Origin of the sequence: Vogesella sp. LIG4, assembly GCF_900090205.1 — a bacterium.
Classification (GTDB): Bacteria; Pseudomonadota; Gammaproteobacteria; order Burkholderiales; family Chromobacteriaceae; genus Vogesella.
In genome coordinates, this window is the sequence record NZ_LT607802.1 from 1,366,225 (window position 1) to 1,385,634 (window position 19,410).

27 protein-coding genes are annotated in these 19,410 nt (G+C 63.8%); 26 read left to right on the plus strand and 1 reads right to left on the minus strand.

Translation table 11 applies throughout. The features are described 5' to 3' along the window. Positions 1-167 precede the first annotated feature (167 nt). The 6 genes from bioD (at position 168) to PSELUDRAFT_RS06450 (ending at position 5,464) form a co-directional block, all read left to right on the plus strand. Positions 168-791, plus strand: coding sequence for a dethiobiotin synthase (bioD, locus tag PSELUDRAFT_RS06425; protein ID WP_088966061.1), 624 nt, complete (start codon positions 168-170; stop codon positions 789-791). Between the two features lie 300 nt (positions 792-1,091). Next, positions 1,092-2,210, plus strand: coding sequence for a cytochrome c oxidase subunit II (gene coxB, locus PSELUDRAFT_RS06430; RefSeq protein WP_088966062.1), 1,119 nt, complete (start codon positions 1,092-1,094; stop codon positions 2,208-2,210). A gap of 10 nt (positions 2,211-2,220) precedes the next feature. Continuing rightward, positions 2,221-3,852 (plus strand): cytochrome c oxidase subunit I, encoded by a 1,632-nt coding sequence (gene ctaD / locus PSELUDRAFT_RS06435; protein ID WP_179947571.1) that lies wholly within the window; start codon positions 2,221-2,223, stop codon positions 3,850-3,852. 1 nt (position 3,853) lies between these two features. Then, positions 3,854-4,402, plus strand: a complete 549-nt coding sequence (locus PSELUDRAFT_RS06440) for a cytochrome c oxidase assembly protein (protein ID WP_088966063.1) — start codon at positions 3,854-3,856, stop codon at positions 4,400-4,402. Next, positions 4,399-4,578: a DUF2970 domain-containing protein gene (locus PSELUDRAFT_RS06445; RefSeq protein WP_088966064.1), complete on the plus strand. Its 180-nt coding sequence runs from the start codon at positions 4,399-4,401 to the stop codon at positions 4,576-4,578. The genes PSELUDRAFT_RS06440 and PSELUDRAFT_RS06445 overlap by 4 nt, the downstream gene beginning before the upstream one ends. Before the next feature lie 28 nt (positions 4,579-4,606). Next, a complete protein-coding gene (locus PSELUDRAFT_RS06450) occupies positions 4,607-5,464 on the plus strand; it encodes a cytochrome c oxidase subunit 3 (RefSeq protein WP_088966065.1) in 858 nt (285 codons plus the stop codon). Between the two features lie 6 nt (positions 5,465-5,470). Here the strand turns inward: PSELUDRAFT_RS06450 and PSELUDRAFT_RS06455 are convergent, their stop codons facing one another. Further along, positions 5,471-5,650, minus strand: a complete 180-nt coding sequence (locus tag PSELUDRAFT_RS06455) for a twin transmembrane helix small protein (RefSeq protein ID WP_088966066.1) — start codon at positions 5,648-5,650, stop codon at positions 5,471-5,473. A gap of 61 nt (positions 5,651-5,711) precedes the next feature. Between PSELUDRAFT_RS06455 and PSELUDRAFT_RS06460 the strand changes: the two genes are divergently transcribed. The 20 genes from PSELUDRAFT_RS06460 (at position 5,712) to PSELUDRAFT_RS06555 (ending at position 19,324) form a co-directional block, all read left to right on the plus strand. After that, a complete protein-coding gene (locus PSELUDRAFT_RS06460; protein ID WP_157725034.1) occupies positions 5,712-6,359 on the plus strand; it encodes an SURF1 family protein in 648 nt (215 codons plus the stop codon). Continuing rightward, positions 6,334-6,786, plus strand: coding sequence for a hypothetical protein (locus PSELUDRAFT_RS06465; RefSeq protein ID WP_157725035.1), 453 nt, complete (start codon positions 6,334-6,336; stop codon positions 6,784-6,786). The genes PSELUDRAFT_RS06460 and PSELUDRAFT_RS06465 overlap by 26 nt, the downstream gene beginning before the upstream one ends. 51 nt (positions 6,787-6,837) lie before the next feature. After that, a complete protein-coding gene (locus PSELUDRAFT_RS06470) occupies positions 6,838-7,869 on the plus strand; it encodes a heme A synthase (RefSeq protein WP_088966069.1) in 1,032 nt (343 codons plus the stop codon). Further along, positions 7,857-8,759, plus strand: coding sequence for a heme o synthase (locus tag PSELUDRAFT_RS06475; protein WP_088966070.1), 903 nt, complete (start codon positions 7,857-7,859; stop codon positions 8,757-8,759). The genes PSELUDRAFT_RS06470 and PSELUDRAFT_RS06475 overlap by 13 nt, the downstream gene beginning before the upstream one ends. Then, positions 8,760-9,344 carry an SCO family protein gene (locus PSELUDRAFT_RS06480; RefSeq protein WP_088966071.1) on the plus strand — a complete coding sequence of 195 codons (585 nt, stop codon included), beginning with the start codon at positions 8,760-8,762 and terminating at the stop codon, positions 9,342-9,344. A gap of 41 nt (positions 9,345-9,385) precedes the next feature. Continuing rightward, entirely contained in the window at positions 9,386-10,138 is a 753-nt protein-coding gene (locus PSELUDRAFT_RS06485; RefSeq protein WP_088968408.1) for a flagellar brake protein, read from the plus strand. 28 nt (positions 10,139-10,166) lie between these two features. Continuing rightward, positions 10,167-10,808: an ATP phosphoribosyltransferase gene (hisG, locus tag PSELUDRAFT_RS06490; protein WP_088966072.1), complete on the plus strand. Its 642-nt coding sequence runs from the start codon at positions 10,167-10,169 to the stop codon at positions 10,806-10,808. Between the two features lie 57 nt (positions 10,809-10,865). Next, positions 10,866-12,158: a histidinol dehydrogenase gene (gene hisD, locus PSELUDRAFT_RS06495; protein ID WP_088966073.1), complete on the plus strand. Its 1,293-nt coding sequence runs from the start codon at positions 10,866-10,868 to the stop codon at positions 12,156-12,158. Positions 12,159-12,291: 133 nt separating this feature from the next. Beyond that, positions 12,292-13,362 carry a histidinol-phosphate transaminase gene (gene hisC, locus PSELUDRAFT_RS06500; RefSeq protein WP_088966074.1) on the plus strand — a complete coding sequence of 357 codons (1,071 nt, stop codon included), beginning with the start codon at positions 12,292-12,294 and terminating at the stop codon, positions 13,360-13,362. Positions 13,363-13,368: 6 nt separating this feature from the next. Beyond that, positions 13,369-13,962, plus strand: coding sequence for an imidazoleglycerol-phosphate dehydratase HisB (hisB, locus tag PSELUDRAFT_RS06505; RefSeq protein WP_088966075.1), 594 nt, complete (start codon positions 13,369-13,371; stop codon positions 13,960-13,962). Between the two features lie 74 nt (positions 13,963-14,036). Next, on the plus strand, positions 14,037-14,678 hold the full coding sequence (gene hisH, locus PSELUDRAFT_RS06510) for an imidazole glycerol phosphate synthase subunit HisH (RefSeq protein WP_088966076.1): 642 nt from the start codon (positions 14,037-14,039) through the stop codon (positions 14,676-14,678). A 24-nt stretch (positions 14,679-14,702) separates the two neighbouring features. Next, complete coding sequence (hisA, locus tag PSELUDRAFT_RS06515) at positions 14,703-15,446, plus strand: 1-(5-phosphoribosyl)-5-[(5-phosphoribosylamino)methylideneamino]imidazole-4-carboxamide isomerase (protein WP_088966077.1); 744 nt, start codon at positions 14,703-14,705, stop codon at positions 15,444-15,446. 47 nt (positions 15,447-15,493) lie between these two features. Beyond that, on the plus strand, positions 15,494-16,261 hold the full coding sequence (gene hisF, locus PSELUDRAFT_RS06520) for an imidazole glycerol phosphate synthase subunit HisF (protein WP_088966078.1): 768 nt from the start codon (positions 15,494-15,496) through the stop codon (positions 16,259-16,261). Between the two features lie 10 nt (positions 16,262-16,271). After that, positions 16,272-16,664, plus strand: coding sequence for a phosphoribosyl-AMP cyclohydrolase (gene hisI / locus PSELUDRAFT_RS06525; protein WP_088966079.1), 393 nt, complete (start codon positions 16,272-16,274; stop codon positions 16,662-16,664). A gap of 97 nt (positions 16,665-16,761) precedes the next feature. After that, the gene (locus PSELUDRAFT_RS06530; RefSeq protein ID WP_088966080.1) at positions 16,762-17,088 is read left to right on the plus strand and encodes a phosphoribosyl-ATP diphosphatase; all 327 of its coding nucleotides are present in this window, start codon (positions 16,762-16,764) and stop codon (positions 17,086-17,088) included. Between the two features lie 16 nt (positions 17,089-17,104). Then, entirely contained in the window at positions 17,105-17,425 is a 321-nt protein-coding gene (locus PSELUDRAFT_RS06535; RefSeq protein WP_088966081.1) for a histidine triad nucleotide-binding protein, read from the plus strand. A gap of 134 nt (positions 17,426-17,559) precedes the next feature. Further along, positions 17,560-17,757 (plus strand): Sec-independent protein translocase subunit TatA, encoded by a 198-nt coding sequence (tatA, locus tag PSELUDRAFT_RS06540; protein ID WP_088966082.1) that lies wholly within the window; start codon positions 17,560-17,562, stop codon positions 17,755-17,757. Positions 17,758-17,766: 9 nt separating this feature from the next. Beyond that, positions 17,767-18,237, plus strand: coding sequence for a Sec-independent protein translocase protein TatB (gene tatB / locus PSELUDRAFT_RS06545; RefSeq protein ID WP_088966083.1), 471 nt, complete (start codon positions 17,767-17,769; stop codon positions 18,235-18,237). After that, complete coding sequence (gene tatC / locus PSELUDRAFT_RS06550) at positions 18,238-18,978, plus strand: twin-arginine translocase subunit TatC (protein WP_088966084.1); 741 nt, start codon at positions 18,238-18,240, stop codon at positions 18,976-18,978. Beyond that, the gene (locus tag PSELUDRAFT_RS06555; protein WP_197693941.1) at positions 18,962-19,324 is read left to right on the plus strand and encodes a DUF2069 domain-containing protein; all 363 of its coding nucleotides are present in this window, start codon (positions 18,962-18,964) and stop codon (positions 19,322-19,324) included. Before tatC ends, PSELUDRAFT_RS06555 begins: the two co-directional genes overlap by 17 nt. Positions 19,325-19,410: the final 86 nt, after the last annotated feature.

A 19,410-nucleotide genomic window follows, 5' to 3' on the forward strand; every position in this document is an offset into this window, starting at 1 on the left:
TTGGCCGCAGCGTTCAAGATCAAAGGCTCACAAGGCCGCCCCATCGAGGTGACTGCCCAACCAGGCGGACGCCGACAGCCGACCCAGGAGGTCGGCCTTGTCGCGTCCGCCTTTTGTTTTGCCGTTTTGGCCGCATCTAGCGTTAATTCATCTACAGGACAGCTGTCGTGGCACAAGGCTATTTCATTACCGGCACCGATACCGAGATCGGCAAGACGCACAGTGCGGTGAAGCTGGTGCAGCACCTGCAGGCGCAGGGCAAGCGGGTGCTGGCGATGAAGCCGGTGGCCTCCGGCTGCGACATCCTGCCGGACGGCAGCTGGCACAACGACGACGTGGCGCGGCTGGTGGCCGCTACCGGGCAGACAGACCTGGACCTGATGAACCCCTACCGCTTCGTGCCGCCGGTATCGCCGCACATCGCGGCGCGTCAGGCCGGGGTGGAGATCGACCTTGCGCTGATTGCTGATCACTATCAAAGGTTGGCCGCACAGGCCGACGTGGTGCTGGTGGAAGGCGCCGGCGGCTGGCTGGCGCCGCTGTCCGACCGCTACCGCATGCAGGAGCTGGCACAGCGGCTGCAGTTGCCGGTGATCCTGGTGGTGGGCATGCGCCTGGGCTGCATCAATCATGCGCTGCTGACGGCACAGGCCATCCAGGCTGCAGGTTGCCAGCTGGCCGGCTGGGTGGCCAACCGCGTGGTGCCCAGTCAGCTGGCCTATGCCGACAATCTGGCCACCTTGCAGCAGTACCTGGGCGAGCCGCTGCTGGAGCTGCCGTTCGAGGGCTGAGTGGCGAGCATGCCTGGTTGCCAGGCTTCATGCCAAGTGGCTATTAATGGGCGCACGTATGCGGCAGCAATGCAAACAATGCTGTAAATGCTGCGCCGCAGCATGATAAATCCTTGTTTTTTTACGGCGAATTTCTAATCTCGTTACTGAACTGCCATTGGAATAGAGCAGAGAGCGACCGGTAATCCGGTTACAACGAGAGGATCGACACGGCAGCCTGATGCCGTAGTCAACAGAGGCCCGCGTAGTGTGGCAGCCGGTACCTGGCCGCCAAGCTGGGAGGGCCTGTAGGGAGACGCCATGCTTTCCCGTTATGCCCGCCTTGGGATCTGGGGGTGCGCACCGCTGTCTGCGGCCGCGTCCAGGCTGAACTTCCAGACGCCCGTTACGCAGCTGGCCCAAGAAGTCTACGACATGCACTTGCTGCTGCTGTACATCACCGGCGCCATTTTCGTGCTGGTGTTTGTCGTGATGTTCTGGGCCATCCTGCACCACCGCAAATCCGTCGGCCACCAGGCCAAGCATTTCCATGAGAACACCACGGTCGAGATCGTCTGGACGGTTATTCCGTTCCTGATCCTGGTGGGCATGGCACTGCCTGCCACCCGGCTGATCCTGCAGCAGAAAAGCAGCGCCGGCGCGGAAATGACCATCAAGGTCACCGGTTACCAGTGGAAGTGGCAGTACGACTACCTGGACCAGAACCTGCGCTTCATGAGCCACCTGGCCACACCGCACGATGCCATCGTCAATGCGGCCAATCTTAGCGACAACTACCTGCTGGAAGTGGACGAGCCGCTGGTGGTGCCAACCGGCGCCAAGGTGCGGCTGCTGCTCACCGCCAGCGACGTGATCCACTCCTGGTGGGTGCCGCAGCTGGGCGTGAAACAGGATGCGATCCCGGGTTTCGTGCGTGATGCCTGGTTCAAGGTGGACAAGCCGGGCATCTACCGCGGGCAGTGCACCGAGCTGTGCGGCAAGGACCATGGCTTCATGCCCATCGTGGTGCTGGCCAAAACGCCGGAGGAATACCAGCAGTGGCTGGCCGCCAAGCAGAAGGCCGCCGCCGCCAGTGCCGACGACCCCAACAAGATCTGGAAGCTGGAAGACCTGAAGGCGCGTGGCGAGAAGGTGTTCAGCCAGAACTGCGTAGCCTGCCACCAGGCCAACGGCAAGGGTATTCCGGGCTCCTTCCCGGCGCTGGATGGCTCCAAGATCGCTACCACCGACAAGCCGGCGCATATCGAAATCGTACTCAACGGCAGCAAGCGCAACCCGGCAATGCAGGCCTGGGGCAAGCAGCTGTCGGATACCGACATTGCAGCGGTAATCACCTACGAGCGTAATGCGTGGGGCAACCATACCGGCGACGTGGTGCAGCCCAAGGAAATCAAGGCTGCCCGTGGCGGCAAGGCGTAAGGAGGGGATGATGGCGATTGCAGAAACCACCCACGCCGGCCACGGCGAACATCATGGCAAGCCGCACGGCATCGGCCGCTGGCTGTATGCCACCAACCACAAGGATATCGGCACGCTGTACCTGTGGTTTGCGTTCTCGATGTTCATCACCGGCGGCATCCTGGCGTTGTGCATCCGCGCCGAGCTGTTCCGCCCCGGGCTGCAGTTCTTCCAGCCCGAGCTGTTCAACCAGTTCACCACCCTGCACGGGCTGATCATGGTGTTCGGCGCCATCATGCCGGCCTTCACCGGGCTGGCCAACTGGATGCTGCCGCTGATGATAGGCGCGCCGGACATGGCGTTTGCGCGCATGAACAACTGGAGCTTCTGGCTGCTGCCACCGGCTGCCGCGCTGCTGATGCTGTCGTTCATCGTGCCCGGTGGCGCCGCCGCTGCCGGCTGGACGCTGTATGCGCCGCTAGCCACCCAGATGGGCATGGGCATGGATTTCACCATCTTTGCCATCCACATCATGGGGGTAAGCTCGGTGATGGGCTCGATCAACATCATCGTCACCATCCTTAACCTGCGCGCGCCGGGCATGACGCTGATGAAGATGCCGATGTTCGCCTGGGCCACCCTGATCACCGCCTACCTGATCATTGCAGTAATGCCGGTGCTGGCCGGGGTGGTAACCATGGTGCTGACCGACAGGCACTTCGGCACCCACTTCTTCAACGCCGCCGGCGGTGGCGACCCGATCCTGTACCAGCACATCTTCTGGTTCTTCGGCCACCCCGAGGTGTACATCATGGCGCTGCCGGCGTTCGGCATCGTCAGCCAGGTGATTCCAGCCTTCGCCCGCAAGCCACTGTTCGGCTACACCTCGATGGTGTACGCCACCAGTTCCATCGGTATCCTCAGCTTCATGGTATGGGCGCACCACATGTTCGTTACCGGCATGCCGGCCACCGCGCAGCTGTTCTTCATGTACGCCACCATGCTGATCGCCGTGCCCACCGGGGTGAAAGTGTTCAACTGGGTCGCCACCATGTGGGAAGGCAGCATGAGCTTTGAAACACCGATGCTGTTTGCGGTGGGCTTCATCCTGCTGTTCACCATCGGCGGCCTGTCCGGGGTGACGCTGAGCATTGCCGCAGTGGATATCCAGCTGCACGGCACCTATTACGTGGTGGCGCATTTCCACTACGTACTGGTGGCCGGCGCCTTGTTCAGCCTGTTCGCGGCCATCTACTACTGGTTCCCCAAGATGACCGGGCGCATGTACAACGAGAAGCTGGGCAAGTTCCACTTCTGGTGGTCGATGATCTGGTTCAACGTCACCTTCTTCCCGATGCACTTCCTTGGTCTGGCCGGCATGCCGCGCCGCATTCCCGACTACAACCTGCAGTTTGCCGATTTCAACGCCATCGCCAGCGTGGGGGCGTTCTGTTTCGGCCTGGGGCAGCTGATTTTCCTCTACAACATCATTACCAGCATGCGTAGCGGCCCGCTTGCCCCGGAGCACCCGTGGGAAGGCGCCAATACCCTGGAATGGCATATCCCGACACCGGCGCCGTACCACAGCTTTGTCGAGGCGCCGACGGTAGAGGTGGGAGAGAACGGGGTGATCAAGTCGGTACAGGGTGGAAAGCATCACTGATATGGAACAGCGCCAGCTAGTGCCTGCCCGCGACAACCGCGCCCTGCTGTTGAAGCTCAGCGTGGTGGCTTGCGCCATGTTCGCATTCGCCTGGGGGCTTATCCCGGTGTACGACGCGCTGTGCAAGGTTACCGGGCTGAACAAGCTGCTGGTGCCGGACTCGGTAGCGGCCGCGCCAGCCAGCAGCCGCAGCCAGGCAGCACCGCTGACGCTCACCTTCGACGCCACGGTGCAGCCGGGCCTGCCGTGGGAAGTGCGGCCGCTGGTGTCCAGCTTGCAGGCGCGCCCAGGCGAGTTCGTGCGGGTGGATTATGAAATCACCAATGCCAGCAACCGCCATGTGGTCGGGCAGGCGATACCCCGCTACCTGCCGGCGGCGGCGGCAGAGTACGTGAAGAAACTGGATTGCTTCTGTTTTGCGCAGCAGGCATTCGAACCGGGGCAGACCAAGCGCTTTCCGGTGGTGTTCGTGGTGGACAAGAGCATTCCCGCCGGCATCGACAGCATTACGCTGGCGTATACCATTTTCGATGTGCCGGGGCGCTCATGAAGCTCCCGCTGCAAGCCCTGCGTGCCGTTTTCTCGGCCTTCATCGGCATCCGCAAGGGGCAGGAAGCCAGACAGGACAGCAAGCTGAGCTTTGCGGATGTGGTGACCGCCGCCATCGTGCTGGCGGCCTTGCTGATCGGATTGTTGCTGTTGCTGGTGCATCTGGTGACGTCATGAACCGGATGCGGCCGCCAAGGAGAGGGTAATGATAAAACAACACGAGCAGAGCCATTATTTCGTGCCGGACCCGTCCCGCTGGCCCATCATCGGCTCGCTGGCGCTGTTCTGCCTGGGGTTGGGAGCGGCCTTCGCCGTCAACAGCATGGCGGTGGGCAAGCTGGGCTTGCTGGCCGGTTTTGCCATCCTGTTCTGGATGCTGTTCGGCTGGTTCGGTGATGTGATCCGCGAGAGCCTGGCCGGGCGCTATCACGGCTGGGAGGATCACTCCTTCCGCTGGGGCATGGGCTGGTTCATCTTCTCCGAAGTGATGTTCTTTGCCGCCTTTTTCGGCGCGCTGTTCTATGTGCGGACGATCTCGGTGCCGGAGCTGGGCAACGACCTGCACAAGCTCTTGTACCCGGATTTCACTCCCAGCTGGCCACTGGTCACCGGGCCGGGCATGACCGCGCATTACGAGGCGATGGAAGCCTGGGGGCTGCCGGCGGTTAACACCCTGATCCTGTTGAGTTCCGGCGCCACGCTGACCTGGGCGCATTGGGGCCTGCTGGCCGGCAAGCGCCGGCAACTGGCTACCGGGCTGGGCATCACCGTGCTGCTGGGCGCGTCCTTCCTGAGCCTGCAGATGTACGAATACGCGCACGCCATGCGCGAGATGGGGCTGAGTCTGGCATCCGGCGCCTATGGCATGACCTTCTTCATGCTGACCGGTTTTCACGGCCTGCATGTATTCCTGGGCGCCATCATGCTGTCGGTGATGTGGCTGCGGGTGCAGCGCGGGCATTTCAGTGCCGAGCACCATTTCGCCTTCGAGGCGGCTGCCTGGTACTGGCACTTCGTGGATGTGGTGTGGCTGATCCTGTTCGTGTTCGTGTACTGGTTGTAGCGGCGGCTACCAGTTTCCCCAGAGCTTGCCGGCCATCACCAGGGCGAACAGGCTGATCGACAGCACCACGCGCAGGGTCAGTGCCTTCACGGTGCGACGCGGGTCACCGCCGCGGGTCAGTGAACGCAGTGCATAGGCCAGTGAACCGATAATGAGCAACAACAGCAACGGTACGATCACATTCATGGCGGTTTCTCGTTCAGGGGCACCCTCCCAGTCTAGACGTCCGCGCAGTGGCCTGTGGCTGTTGTTGCTGGCGCTGGTGCCGCTGGCGCTGGCGGTGTGGCAATACCAGCGCGGCGAGCAGCGCACGGCGCAGCTGGCGGCGTTCGAGCGTGCGGCCAACCTGCCGCCGCGGCACCTGGCGGAAATCGCCCTGCAGGCGGAGCCGAACGGGCAGCGGGTATGGCTGACGGTGCGCGACAGCAAGCCCTCGGTGCGCATCGCCGGTGCCTTGCTCGACGAGCGCGACGGCGTGCGCGAATGGCAGGCGGTGCAGTTGCTGGATGGCAGCTGGGTGGTGGTGGACCGCGGCTGGCTGCCGCGCCCGGTGGGCATCATGAGCTTGCCGCTGCCTGTCGGCCGGCTGTCCGGGCGCTGGGTGCCGCACCCCCGGCCCTACCTGCTCAGCAAGGCGCGCATCGGGCTGGAAGGTGAGGTGGATGCGCTGGACTGGGCGGCGCTGGCCGCCAGCCTGCCGGGGCATCTGCGTGACGGGCTGGTGGTGCTGGAGCCCACCTTACGGCCCTATACCACCTGGCCGGTGAAGCCGGCATTCGATCCGCAGCGGCACTACGCCTATGCGCTGCAGTGGCTGCTGATGGCGCTGTGCATGGTGGTATTGGCGCTGATGATGAGGAGGAGACAGCATGCAAGTCGCACTGGGCAAGACTGATATGCGGCCGTTGTGGTGGATGCTGCTGCTGGCCCTGCTGCCGGTGGTGGGCTCCACCTGGCTGTATTTCGGCTGGCAGCCGGCAAGCAGCCGCAGTGTCGGCACGCTAGTCGTGCAGCCGCTGCCGACTGTGCAGGCGCAAGGCTGGCCGGCCGGGCGCTGGGCTCTGCTGTCGCTGGGGGCGGGCTGCGATGCGGCCTGTGAGCAGCGGCAGTTTGCCATGCGGCAGATCCGTACTGCCCAGGGCGAGGATGCACAGCGGCTGCAGCTGGTGCGGCAGCCCAATCGTGCCGGCTTGCGCGAGGATGGCTTTTACCTGGTGGACCCGATGCGCAATCTGGTGCTGTTCTACCCGGACGGCACCGCGCCCACGGCGATCATCCGCGAAATCACCAGAGTGCTGAAAACCAATAACGGCCTCGGCTGAGCGTCGAACTTGCGGCCAACTGTGCCGCCCATGCTGCAACAGGGGGATGTCATGAAACGTCTGCTGCTGTTTGCCTTGCTGCTGGCCTGCATCGTGGTGCCGCTGGGTGCCTATGTCCGGCTGTCCGACGCCGGCCTGGGCTGCCCGGACTGGCCCGGCTGTTATGGCCACCTTTCCCCGCATCATGCCGCCGACGATATCCGCCAGGCCATGGCCGTGCAGCCGGACGGGCCGGTATCCCCTGCCAAGGCGTGGAAGGAGATGACCCACCGCTACCTGGCTGCCACGCTGGGCCTGCTGGTGTTGTGCACGGCAATTGTTGCCTGGCGGCAGCGCCGGCACCGGCTGGCGGCCAGCGGCCTGCTGGCGCTGCTGGTGCTGCAGGGGCTGCTGGGCATGTGGACCGTCACCCTGCTGCTCAAGCCGGCGGTGGTGACGGCGCATCTGCTGGGTGGCATGAGCATCGTGTCACTGTTGGCCGCATCGCGCTTTGCCGCACCCACGCCACGAGCGGTGCCGCGGCGCGTGGGCTGGCTGCTGTGGCTGCTGCCGCTGCTGGTGCTGGCGCAGATCGCGCTGGGCGGCTGGGTATCCAGCAACTACGCGGCACTGGCCTGCCAGGGCTTCCCCAGCTGCAACGGCAGCTACCTGCCGGACGACATGCAGTTTGCCGGCGCCTTCCACTGGCAGCGGGTGCTGGGGGAGAGCGCCGACGGCTCTCCGTTGCTGTTCAGCCAGCTGACCGCCATTCACTGGCTGCACCGGCTGGGCGCGCTGCTGCTGACGCTGCTGTTGCTGGCAGCCATCCAGGCTGGCTGGCGCGTAGCGGCGCTGCGGCCGCGTTTGCGGTTGCTGGCGGCTGCGCTGGTGCTGCAACTATTGCTGGGTGCGGCCAACGTACTGCTGCAATTGCCGCTGCCGGTGGCGGTGGCGCACAACATCGGCGCCATGCTGCTGCTGGCCAGCACCATGTCGCTGGCGTTCAGCGTCCGGCCACAAGTCATGCCGCAGCCGCGCGCCGTGACGATAGCGCGGCAGCGCCTGCGCAAACCACGCGGAAGGAGCACCACATGGCCAGCCTGACCCTGCAGCCGGCACGCCAGCACTGGCGCGCCATGTGGCAGCTCACCAAGCCGCGGGTAGTGCTGCTGATCGTGTTCTGCGCGGTGATCGGCATGCTGCTGGCGGTACCGGGCACGCCGGACCTGCCGCGCATGTTGGCCGCAACGGCGGGAATTGCGCTGGTGGCGGGGGCTGCGGCCATGATCAACTGCCTGGTGGAGCGCACCATCGATGCGCGCATGCGCCGCACCGCCTGGCGTGCCACCGCGCGCGGCGAGGCAGGCACCGTCGCCACGCTGCTGGTGGCGTTGACGGCGCTGGGGCTGGGCATGGCCTTGCTGATTGCGCTGGTCAACACGCTGACTGCCTGGCTGACGCTGGGGACGTTTGTCGGCTACGCCATCGTCTACACCCTGCTGCTCAAACCGAACACGCCGCAGAACATCGTGATCGGCGGCGCCAGCGGCGCCATGCCGCCGCTGCTGGGCTGGGCAGCAATGACCGGCGATGTCAGCGCCATGGCCATGCTGCTGTTCCTGATCATCTATGCCTGGACGCCGCCGCATTTCTGGGCGCTGGCGTTGTACCGGCGCGACGACTACCAGCGCGCCGGCCTGCCGATGCTGCCGGTGACGCACGGCGCGCGCTTCACCACGCTGTCCATCGTGCTGTATACCGTGCTGCTGCTGGCGGTGTCCGTGCTGCCGGTGGCGCTGCGCGCCAGTGGCGTGCTGTACCTGCTGGCAGCCCTGCTGCTGGGTGGGCGCTTTTTGTGGCTTGCGGTACGTTTGCATCGAAACTATTCTGACGAGCTGTCGCGCCACTGCTTCCGCTGGTCCATCCATTACCTGAGCTGGCTGTTTGCGGCGCTGCTGCTTGATCACTATTTTTTCTTTGCACTGCGATTCTGAATGTCCCGACTGCTTACCTGGTTGGCGGCGCTGCTGCTGGCTGTGACGCTGGCTGCCTGCTCGCCCGGCGAAAAACTCACCTTCAAGGGCACCGACCTTACCGGCGCCGACTTCGGCAAACCCTTCACCCTGACCGGCCAGGATGGCAAGCCGCACAGCCTGGCGGACTACAAGGGCAAGGCGGTGGTGCTGTTCTTCGGCTACACCCATTGCCCGGACGTGTGCCCCACCACCATGCTGGAGTACCAGCAGGTGATGAAACAGCTGGGCAAGGACGCCGACCAGGTACAGGTGCTGTTCATTTCCGTGGACCCGGAACGCGATACCCCGCAGGTGCTGGCCGGTTATCTCCCGTTCTTCGACAAGCGCTTCATGGGGCTGACCGGCGAGCCGGAGCTGGTCAAGTCGGTGGCGGCGCAGTACAAGGTGGTGGCGCAGAAGCAGCCCACCGCAGGCGGTGGCTACAGCGTGGACCACAGTGCCGGTAGCTATGTGTTCGACAGGAACGGCCAGCTGCGCGTCTATATGCCTTACAACACCCCGGTAGCGGATATCGCGCATGATCTGCAGCAGTTGTTGCGTTAGACTGCAATAACACACTACTTCTGTTGCGGAACGCCAGCATCGTGACCGAGCACACCCCACCCCGAGCCAATAGCCCGCAGCAGGCGGAACTGGCCCGTTTCACCATCAGCAGCCCGCTGGAAATCCAGCAGCACCTGCGCAGCCTTGCCGAGCTGAAGCAGGCGGTTACCGTGTTTTCCAACAAGGGCAATACCTTCATTGTCACCCGGCTGTGGGCGGTGGATGCCGACAATGACCGGCTGGTGTTCGGCCTCAGTGCCGACGAAAACGCCAATCGCCACCTGCTGGCCAGCGAGCGCAACGTCATGGTGAGTTCCCCGGCCGGCATCAAGATGCAGTTCATCTGCGGCCCGGCCGAGGAAGTGGAATACGAAGGCCGCCGTGCGGTGGCGATGGCGATACCCGACAAGATCATCCGTTTGCAGCGGCGCGAGTTCTTCCGCATTAACACCCCGCCGATCAAGCAGGTATGGTGCCGGCTGCCGGCCCACCCGGGGCGCATGCTGCCCTTGTTCGACATCAGCCTTGGCGGCATGTCGCTGACGTTGGCCGCAGACCAGCACGACTGGCTGCAGGCCGGCGAGAAGCTGGAGAGGGTGGAAGTAGACCTGCCAGAAGCCGGCCTGCTGCAAGTGGGGCTGGAGGTACTGCATGTCATACCGGTGCTTGGCCTGGCTGGCCATGAGCATTACCGCGCCGGCTGTGCCTTCGCCGACATGAACATGGCACGCGAATCGCTGCTACAACGCTACATCACGCACCTTGAGCGCGAGCGCCGTGCTCTGGTACGCTAAACCCCAACTATTGCAACGCAGCAAAATCATGACTTTGACTATTGCCCTGTCCAAGGGCCGCATTTTTGAAGAAACCCTGCCGCTGCTGGCCGCCGCCGGCATCGTTCCCGCCGAAGCACCGGAATCCTCGCGCAAGCTGATCATCGGCACCAACCGCCCGGACGTGCGCCTGGTGATCGTGCGTGCTTCCGACGTGCCCACCTATGTGCAGTACGGCGCCGCCGACCTGGGTATTGCCGGGCGCGACGTGCTGATCGAGCATGGCGGCGCCGGCCTGTACCAGCCGCTGGACCTCAACATTGCCAAGTGCAAGATGATGGTGGCGGTGGAAAACGGCTTCGACTACGAGGCGGCAGTGAAGCACGGCGCGCGTCTGAAAGTGGCTACCAAGTACCCGCTGATCGCCCGCGAGCACTTTGCCGCCAAGGGCGTGCACGTGGACATCATCAAGCTGTACGGCTCCATGGAGCTGGCACCGCTGGTCGGCCTGGCCGATGCCATCGTCGACCTGGTATCCACCGGCGGCACGCTGAAGGCCAACAACCTGGTGGCGGTGGAGCACATCATCGACATCAGCTCGCGTCTGGTGGTGAACCAGGCCGCGCTAAAGCTCAAGTACGACACCATCCAGCCGGTGCTGGATGCCTTTGCGGGCGCCGTTCCGCAGTAAACAAATGCCCGCTGCGGCCAACCTCAAGGTTGGCCGCACGCTTCTGGAGCCGTCAACATGCAACGCCTGTCTTCCTCCCAGCCCGACTTCGACGCGCGCCTCAAGGCGCTGCTGGCGTTTGAAACCGCGCAGGACCCGGCGGTGGACGCCGCCGTCGCCGCCATCTGCGACGACGTGAAAGCCCGTGGCGATGCCGCCGTGGTGGAGTACACCAACCGTTTCGACCGCATGAGCGTGGCCAGCATGGCCGAACTCACCCTGCAGCGCGATGAACTGCAGGCCGCCTGGCAGCGCCTGCCTGAGCACGTACAGAGCGCGCTCTCCACCGCCGCCGAGCGCGTTCGCCGCTATCACGAGAAGCAGCTGGCGCATTCCTGGAGCTACGAAGACGAAGACGGCACCCTGCTGGGCCAGCAAGTGACCGCGCTGGACCGCGTCGGCATCTACGTGCCGGGCGGCAAGGCGGCGTATCCCAGCTCGGTGCTGATGAACGCCATGCCGGCCAAGGTGGCCGGGGTGGGCGAGATCATCATGGTGGTACCGACGCCGAACGGCGAAAAGAACGACCTGGTGCTGGCCGCAGCCTACATCGCCGGTGTGGACAAGGTGTTCACCTGTGGCGGCGCACAGGCGGTGGCAGCACTGGCCTACGGCACCGAGAGCGTGCCGCAGGTGGACAAGATCACCGGCCCGGGCAACGCCTACGTGGCGGCCGCCAAGCGCCGCGTGTTCGGCGTGGTGGGCATCGACATGGTGGCCGGCCCGTCCGAGATCCTGGTGATCTGCGATGGCGACACCGACCCGGACTGGATCGCCATGGACCTGTTCAGCCAGGCCGAGCATGACGAAATCGCCCAGGCCATCCTGCTGTGCCCGTCCGCTGACTACATCGCCAAGGTGGAAGCCAGCATCGAGAAGCTGCTGCCCGACATGCCGCGTCGCGCCATCATCGAGGCCAGCCTCGGCAACCGCGGCGCGCTGATCGAAGTGCGCGACCTGGACGAAGCCTGCAGCATCGCCAACTACATCGCCCCGGAACACCTGGAGCTGTCGCTGGCCAAGCCGGAAGACTATGTGGCCAAGATCCGTCACGCCGGCGCCATCTTCATGGGCCGCTTCACCTCGGAAAGCCTGGGCGACTACTGCGCCGGCCCCAACCACGTGCTGCCTACCAGCCGCACCGCGCGTTTTGCCAGCCCGCTGGGGGTGTACGACTTCCAGAAGCGCAGCAGCCTGATCCGCGTGTCGCACGCCGGTGCGCAGCAGCTGGGCCGCGTGGCCAGCATACTGGCGCATGGCGAGGGTCTGACTGCGCATGCGCGCGCCGCCGAACTGCGTCTGGATAAATAAACCTACGCACCGGGCTGCCGCTTCCCGGCGGTAGCCCATATCGGGGTTTCAGGTTACGATGAAGCCCTTGTTGCAAAAACCGCGTCGGGCCACCACCGACATTTCGAACCGGCCCGTCCGGCAAGAACTGTCGATGAAAATGTCTATACAGCAATTGTTCCGCCCCGACGTGCTGGCCATGCAGGCCTACCACGTTGCCGATGCCTCGGGCTACATCAAGCTCGACGCGATGGAAAACCCCTACCATCTGCCAGCGGATCTGCGTCAGGAACTGGGCCAGGAGCTGGCCGAAGTGGCGCTGAACCGTTACCCGGACCCGCACGGCGACGGGCTGAAGGATCAGCTCAAGTCCGCCTTCGCCATTCCCGATGCCGCCGACGTGGTGCTGGGCAACGGCTCAGACGAAATCATCACCCTGATCACCCAGGCCCTGGCCGCACCGGATACCGTGGTGCTGGCGCTGGAACCCTCCTTCGTGATGTACCGGCTCAACGCGCAGTTCTCGCGTGTGCGCTACGTGGGCGTGCCGCTGAGGCCGGATTTCGGCCTCGACCTGCCGGCCACGCTGGACGCCATTCGCCAGCATCGCCCGGCGGTGGTGTTCCTGTCCTACCCCAACAACCCCACCGGGCCGCGCTTCGCCCGCGAGGAAGTGCAGGCGGTGCTGGATGCCGCGCCGGGGTTGGTGGTGGTGGACGAAGCCTATCAGGCGTTTGCCAGCGACAGTTTCATGGGTCTGGCAGGCAGTCAGCCGCACCTGATCGTGATGCGTACGCTGTCCAAGCTGGGCCTTGCCGGCCTGCGCCTGGGCTATGCCGCCGGCCACCCGGACGTGATCGCCCAGCTCGACAAGGTGCGCCCGCCGTACAACATCAACGTGCTGAGCCAGGCCGCCGCCAAGTTTGCGCTGCGCCACCTGGACGTGTTCGCCGCGCAGGCGGCCGAGCTGCGCAGCGAGCGCAGCCGGCTTGCCGACAGCCTGACGACGCAGCCGCAGCTGACGGTGTATCCATCCGAAGCCAACTTCCTCACCATCCGCGTGCCGGATGCGCTGGCGCTGTTTGCACATCTGAAGGCTGCAGGTATCCTGATCAAGAACCTGCACGGCTATCATCCGCTGCTGGACAACTGCCTGCGCCTGACCGTGGGCAGCCCGGACGAAAACAGCGCGCTGCTTGCCGCCATTCACGCCTACTTTGCCTGAGCCATCATGCGTACTGCTACCGTTACCCGTAATACCCTGGAAACCCAGATCACCGTCAGCATCAACCTGGACGGCAATGGCACCGGCCGCTTCGACACCGGCGTGCCGTTCCTGGATCACATGATGGACCAGATCGCCCGCCACGGCCTGATCGACCTGGACGTGCAGGCGCGCGGCGACCTGCATATCGATGCCCACCACACCGTGGAAGATATCGGCATCACCGTGGGCCAGGCGTTTGCCAAGGCCGTCGGCGACAAGAAGGGCATCCGCCGCTACGGCCATGCCTACGTGCCGCTGGATGAGGCGCTGTCGCGAGTGGTGATCGATCTGTCCGGCCGCCCGGGCCTGCAGTACCACATCCCGTTCACCCGCGCCGCCATCGGCGGTTTCGATGTGGACCTGTTCAGCGAGTTCTTCCACGGCTTCGTGAACCACAGCATGGTGACGCTGCACATCGACAACCTGCGCGGCGTCAACAGCCACCACCAGGCCGAGACGGTGTTCAAGGCCTTCGGCCGCGCGCTGCGCATGGCGGTGGAGTTCGACGAGCGCATGGCCGGCATCACGCCGTCCACCAAGGGCACGCTGACTGCCTGATGCCGGGCCGCTGCAAGCCCGCTGGCATTGCACTGGAATTCTGCTACACCCAAACATGACCCTGTAAGGCTGATATGAAAGTTGCAGTCATCGACTACGGCATGGGCAATCTGCACTCGGTGCTGAAGTCCGTGCAGTACGTGAACGACATCGGCGCCGACATCTTCCTGACCTCCGACCCGGAGCAGGTGATCAAGGCCGACAAGGTGATCTTCCCCGGCCAGGGCGCGATGCCCGATTGCATGCGCGAACTCAACAGCTACGGCCTGGCCGAGGCGGTGTGCGAGAGCACACGCAACAAGCCGTTCTTCGGCATCTGCGTGGGCGCCCAGCTGCTGCTGGAGCACAGCGAGGAAGGCAACACCCCCGGCCTTGGCATCTTCAAGGGCGAGGTGAAACGCTTTGCGGCCAACCTGTTGGACGCGCAGGGCGAGCGGCTGAAAGTGCCGCACATGGGCTGGAACCGCATCTACCAGCGCCGGTCGCACCCCCTGTTCGCCGGCATCGAAGACGGCGAGCGGTTTTATTTTGTGCACAGTTACCACTTTGCCCCCGCCGAGGCTGATATCAACCTGGCGGAAAGCGAGTATCCGGATCGCTTTTGTTGTATCGTCGGGCGTGGCAATATTTTTGCCACGCAGTTCCACACCGAGAAGAGCCACCGTGCCGGGCTGCAGATGATGAAGAACTTCCTGGCCTGGGATGGCACTGATTAACTTTCCGTAGATCTTGTACGCACCATGCTGCTGATTCCCGCTATCGACCTGAAGGACGGTCAATGCGTACGCCTGAAACAAGGCGTGATGACTGATGCCACCGTGTTCTCTGATGACCCCGTCAAGGTTGCCGTCCACTGGCGCGACCAGGGCGCGCGGCGCCTGCATCTGGTTGACCTCAACGGCGCCTTTGCCGGCAAGCCCAAGAATCTGGCGGTGATCCGCGACATTCTGGGCGCGGTGGGCAACGACATGCCGGTGCAGCTGGGTGGCGGCATCCGCGACCTGGACACCATCGAGCAATATTTCAACCTGGGCCTGAAGTACGTGATCATCGGCACCGCCGCGGTGAAGAACCCCGGCTTCCTGCACGATGCCTGCGATGCCTTCCCCGGCCAGGTGATCGTCGGCCTGGATGCCAAGGATGGCATGGTGGCCATCGACGGCTGGGCCAAGGTGACCAACCACAACGTGATCGACCTGGCCAAGCGCTTCGAAGATTACGGCGTGAACTCGGTGATCTACACCGACATCGGCCGCGACGGCATGATGAACGGCGTCAACATCGAGGCTACCGTCAAGCTGGCGCAGGCGCTGACCGTGCCGGTGATCGCCTCCGGCGGCCTGACCAACCTCGACGACGTGCGCAACCTGTGCGCGGTGGAGAGCGAGGGTGTCGAGGGCGCCATTACCGGCCGCGCCATCTACGAGGGCAGCATCGACTTCGCTGCCGCGCAGACGCTGGCGGACGAACTGTCCGAAGCCTAACCCCCGGTTGGCCGCCTCGTGCGGCCAACCCTCATTTGTAGTCCATCATGTCCCTAGCCAAACGCATCATCCCCTGTCTTGACGTGACCGCCGGTCGCGTGGTGAAAGGCGTCAACTTCGTCGGCCTGCGCGATGCCGGCGACCCGGTGGAAATCGCCAAGCGCTACAACGAACAGGGCGCCGACGAGCTGACCTTTCTCGACATTACCGCCAGTTCCGACCAGCGCGACATCATCCTGCACGTGATCGAATCGGTGGCCGAGCAAGTGTTCATTCCGCTTACCGTGGGTGGTGGCGTGCGCAAGGTGGAGGACATCCGCCGCCTGCTGAATGCCGGTGCCGACAAGGTCAGCATCAACACCGCGGCAGTGACCAACCCCGACCTGGTAAAGGCTGCCGCCGACAAGTTCGGCAGCCAGTGCATCGTGGTGGCGGTGGATGCCAAGGCGGTGACGCCAGAGAACGACCGCTGGGAGATTTTCACCCATGGCGGGCGCAACCCTACCGGCCTTGACGCTGTCGAATGGGCAGCGAAGATGGCGGAATACGGCGCCGGCGAGATCCTGCTTACCAGCATGGATCGCGACGGCACCAAGATCGGCTTCAACCTGCCGCTGACCCGTGCAGTGTCCGAGGCAGTGCCGATTCCGGTGATCGCCTCCGGTGGCGTGGGCAACCTGCAGCATCTGGTGGAAGGCGTGACGCTGGGCAAGGCTGATGCCGTGCTGGCCGCCAGTATCTTCCACTTTGGCGAGTACACCGTGCGCGAGGCGAAAGAAGCCATGCGCGCCGCCGGCATCGAAGTTCGTCTCTAAGGTTGGCCGCATGAACGCAAACTGGCTTGACGCCGTGAAATGGGATGACAAGGGCCTGGTGACTGCCATCGCCCAGGATGCCGCCAGCGGTCGCGTGCTGATGGTGGCGTGGATGAACCGCGAATCGCTGCAGCTCACTGCCGATACCGGTATCGCGCACTACTGGAGCCGCTCGCGCAACCGGCTGTGGAAGAAGGGCGAGGAGTCCGGCCACCTGCAGACGGTGAAGGAGCTGCGTCTTGACTGCGACGGCGACGTGATCACCATGCAGATCGAACAGGCCGGCGGCATTGCCTGCCACACCGGCCGCGAAAGCTGCTTCTACCGCGTGTTCCGCGACGGCGAATGGGTGGTGACCGATGCCGTGCTGAAAGACCCGCACGCCATCTACCACCAGCACTGATCACAGCAGGGCGGCTGCGGCCGTGCGCGCTGTTACCTGCCCGTAAAATATTCGACATATACTTGCCGCGCTGCGGCAGGCTGCAAAGGAAGCCGCGATGATTGCTGCCGACGTACTGAAGACCATTGGCGATACCCTGGAAGCACGCAAGGAATCCAACCCCAGCTCCTCCTATGTTGCCGGGCTGTTCCACAAGGGCGAAGATGCCATCCTGAAAAAGGTGGCCGAGGAGGCAGCCGAAGTACTGATGGCCTCCAAGGACAAGGATCGCCTGCACCTGGTGCGCGAAGTGGCTGATCTGTGGTTCCACAGCATGGTGCTGCTGGCGCATCACGGCCTGCGGGCCGAAGATGTGCTGGCGGAGCTCAAGCGTCGCGAAGGCATTTCCGGTCTGGACGAAAAAGCGTCTCGTACCCAGCAATGAATCGACAAGGATCGTTATGAGCAACTGCATTTTCTGCAAGATCGCCGCTGGCGAGATCCCGGCGAACAAGCTGTATGAAGACGACGACATGGTCGCCTTCCACGACATCCACCCCAAGGCACCGGTGCATTTCCTGCTGATTCCCAAGCAGCACGTGGATTCGCTGGCGCACTGCGATGCCAGCCACCAGCAGATGCTGGGCAAGCTGCTGCTGATGGTGCCGAAACTGGCGGCCGAGCAGGGCCTGAGCGATGGCTTCAAGACCGCCATCCATACCGGTGCCGGCGGTGGCCAGGAAGTGTTCCACCTGCATCTGCACGTGCTGGGCAACAAGTAAGCCCGCATGGCAAAGCTGCAGATTGGGTGACTTTGATCAGAGCGTAGCGCTGGTTTCTGCCGCTACAATTTGATTGTATTGAATACGGCGGCGGTGAGTTCCGCCGTGCACTCGTTGAATGAGAGAGGTGTGAAATGGGCGGACTGAGCTTGATGCACTGGCTGATCGTGCTGCTGGTGGTGGTACTGGTATTCGGTACCAAGAAACTGCGCAATATCGGCGAAGACCTGGGTGGCGCCGTACGTGGCTTCAAGGAAGGCATGAAGGGCGAGGCCGAGAAGAACGACGGTCAGAATCCTGCCAAAGACGCCGATAACGGCGACAAGAAGTAAGCGCGCGCCGTGTTCGAAGTCAGCTTTGGCGAGCTGCTGACCATTGGCGTGGTCGCGTTGATCGTACTGGGGCCGGAACGCCTGCCCACGGTCGCCCGCACCATCGGCGCCCTGGTTGGTCGCGCGCAGCGTTTTGTCGCCAGCGTCAAATCGGACATCCATCACCAGAGCCAGCTGGCGGGGCTGCAGGAATTGCAGCACGAAATGCAGCAGGCGGCCGATGCGTTCCGCAACCAGATCGAGTCTGAAGTGGCGCAGGTGCGCCAGACGGCGCAAGACATCGAGCACCAGGCTACCGACATCGCCCACGATGTGGCGGCGCAAGCCGCTGTGCAGCCGGCTGCGACCGTTGCGGCCAACGTGCCGCTGGCGGAAGACGCGCCGCATGTCCACAAGGACGACAATCAGCTCGACCTGTTCGATACCCCGCCTGCCAACCCTGCCCACCCTGCCCACCCCGCTGCCGACCATCGTTCATAAATGGATCAACAACCCCTGCTTGTCCACCTGCTTGAGCTGCGTAGCCGCTTGATCCGCGTTGCCGTCGGCCTGTTGCTGACCTTCCTGGTGCTGTTCCACTGGTCCGGCCAGATCTACCACCTGCTGGCCAAGCCGCTGCTGGAGGCGCTGCCCAAGGGCGCCAGCATGATCGCCACCGAGGTCACCGCGCCGTTTTTCGTGCCGCTGAAAGTCACCATGCTGGTGGCGTTCCTGATTTCGCTGCCCAATACCTTGTACCAGCTGTGGGCGTTCGTGGCGCCCGGCCTGTACAGCCATGAAAAGCGGCTGGTGCTGCCCTTGATCATCAGCAGCGTTGTGCTGTTCATGCTGGGCATGTCCTTTGCCTACTTCGTGGTGTTCCCGGTGGTGTTCGGTTTCCTGAGTGCAGTGACGCCGGCCGGTGTGGCGATGATGACCGACATCGACAAATACCTGTCCTTCGTGCTGGGCATGTTCATGGCCTTTGGCGTCACCTTCGAGGTGCCGGTGGTGGTGGTACTGCTCAACCGCATGGGCATCGTCAGCCTGGCCAAGCTGCGCGAAGGCCGGCCGTACGTGGTCGTCGGCGCTTTCGTGGTGGCCGCGGTGGTGACGCCGCCGGATGTGCTGTCGCAGGTGATGATGGCAGTACCGCTGTGGCTGCTGTTCGAAGCCGGCATCATTGCTGCCATGCTGGTGAACCGGAAAAAGGCGACACTGGCGCATGATCATGACAAGTAACTGCCGGCCGTTTCACTGGGGCGCGATTGCCAGCCTGATAGCGCTGATCCTGTTGTGCCTGGCCTGGGAGTTGTGGCTTGCGCCGCTGCATGCCGGTGGTTCCTGGCTGGTGCTCAAGGCGGCGCTGCTGCTGCTGCCGCTGATGGGCGTGCTGCGTGAGCGCATCTATACCTACCAGTGGTCCAGCATGTTCATCCTCGCCTATTTTGCCGAAGGCACCATGCGCGCCTGGGGCGAGCACGGCCTGGGGCAGCGCCTGGCGCTGGCGGAGGTGATGCTGACCGTGAGCTACTTTACGTGCGTACTGTTGTATATACGCGCCAGACGACTGGCTGCCGCGCACTGAAGCGCTGTGCCAGCAAAGAAAAAGCCGACCCGTGCAGGTCGGCTTTTTCTTTGTTGCGGATGCGGTCGCTTTTTAAAATCGTTTGT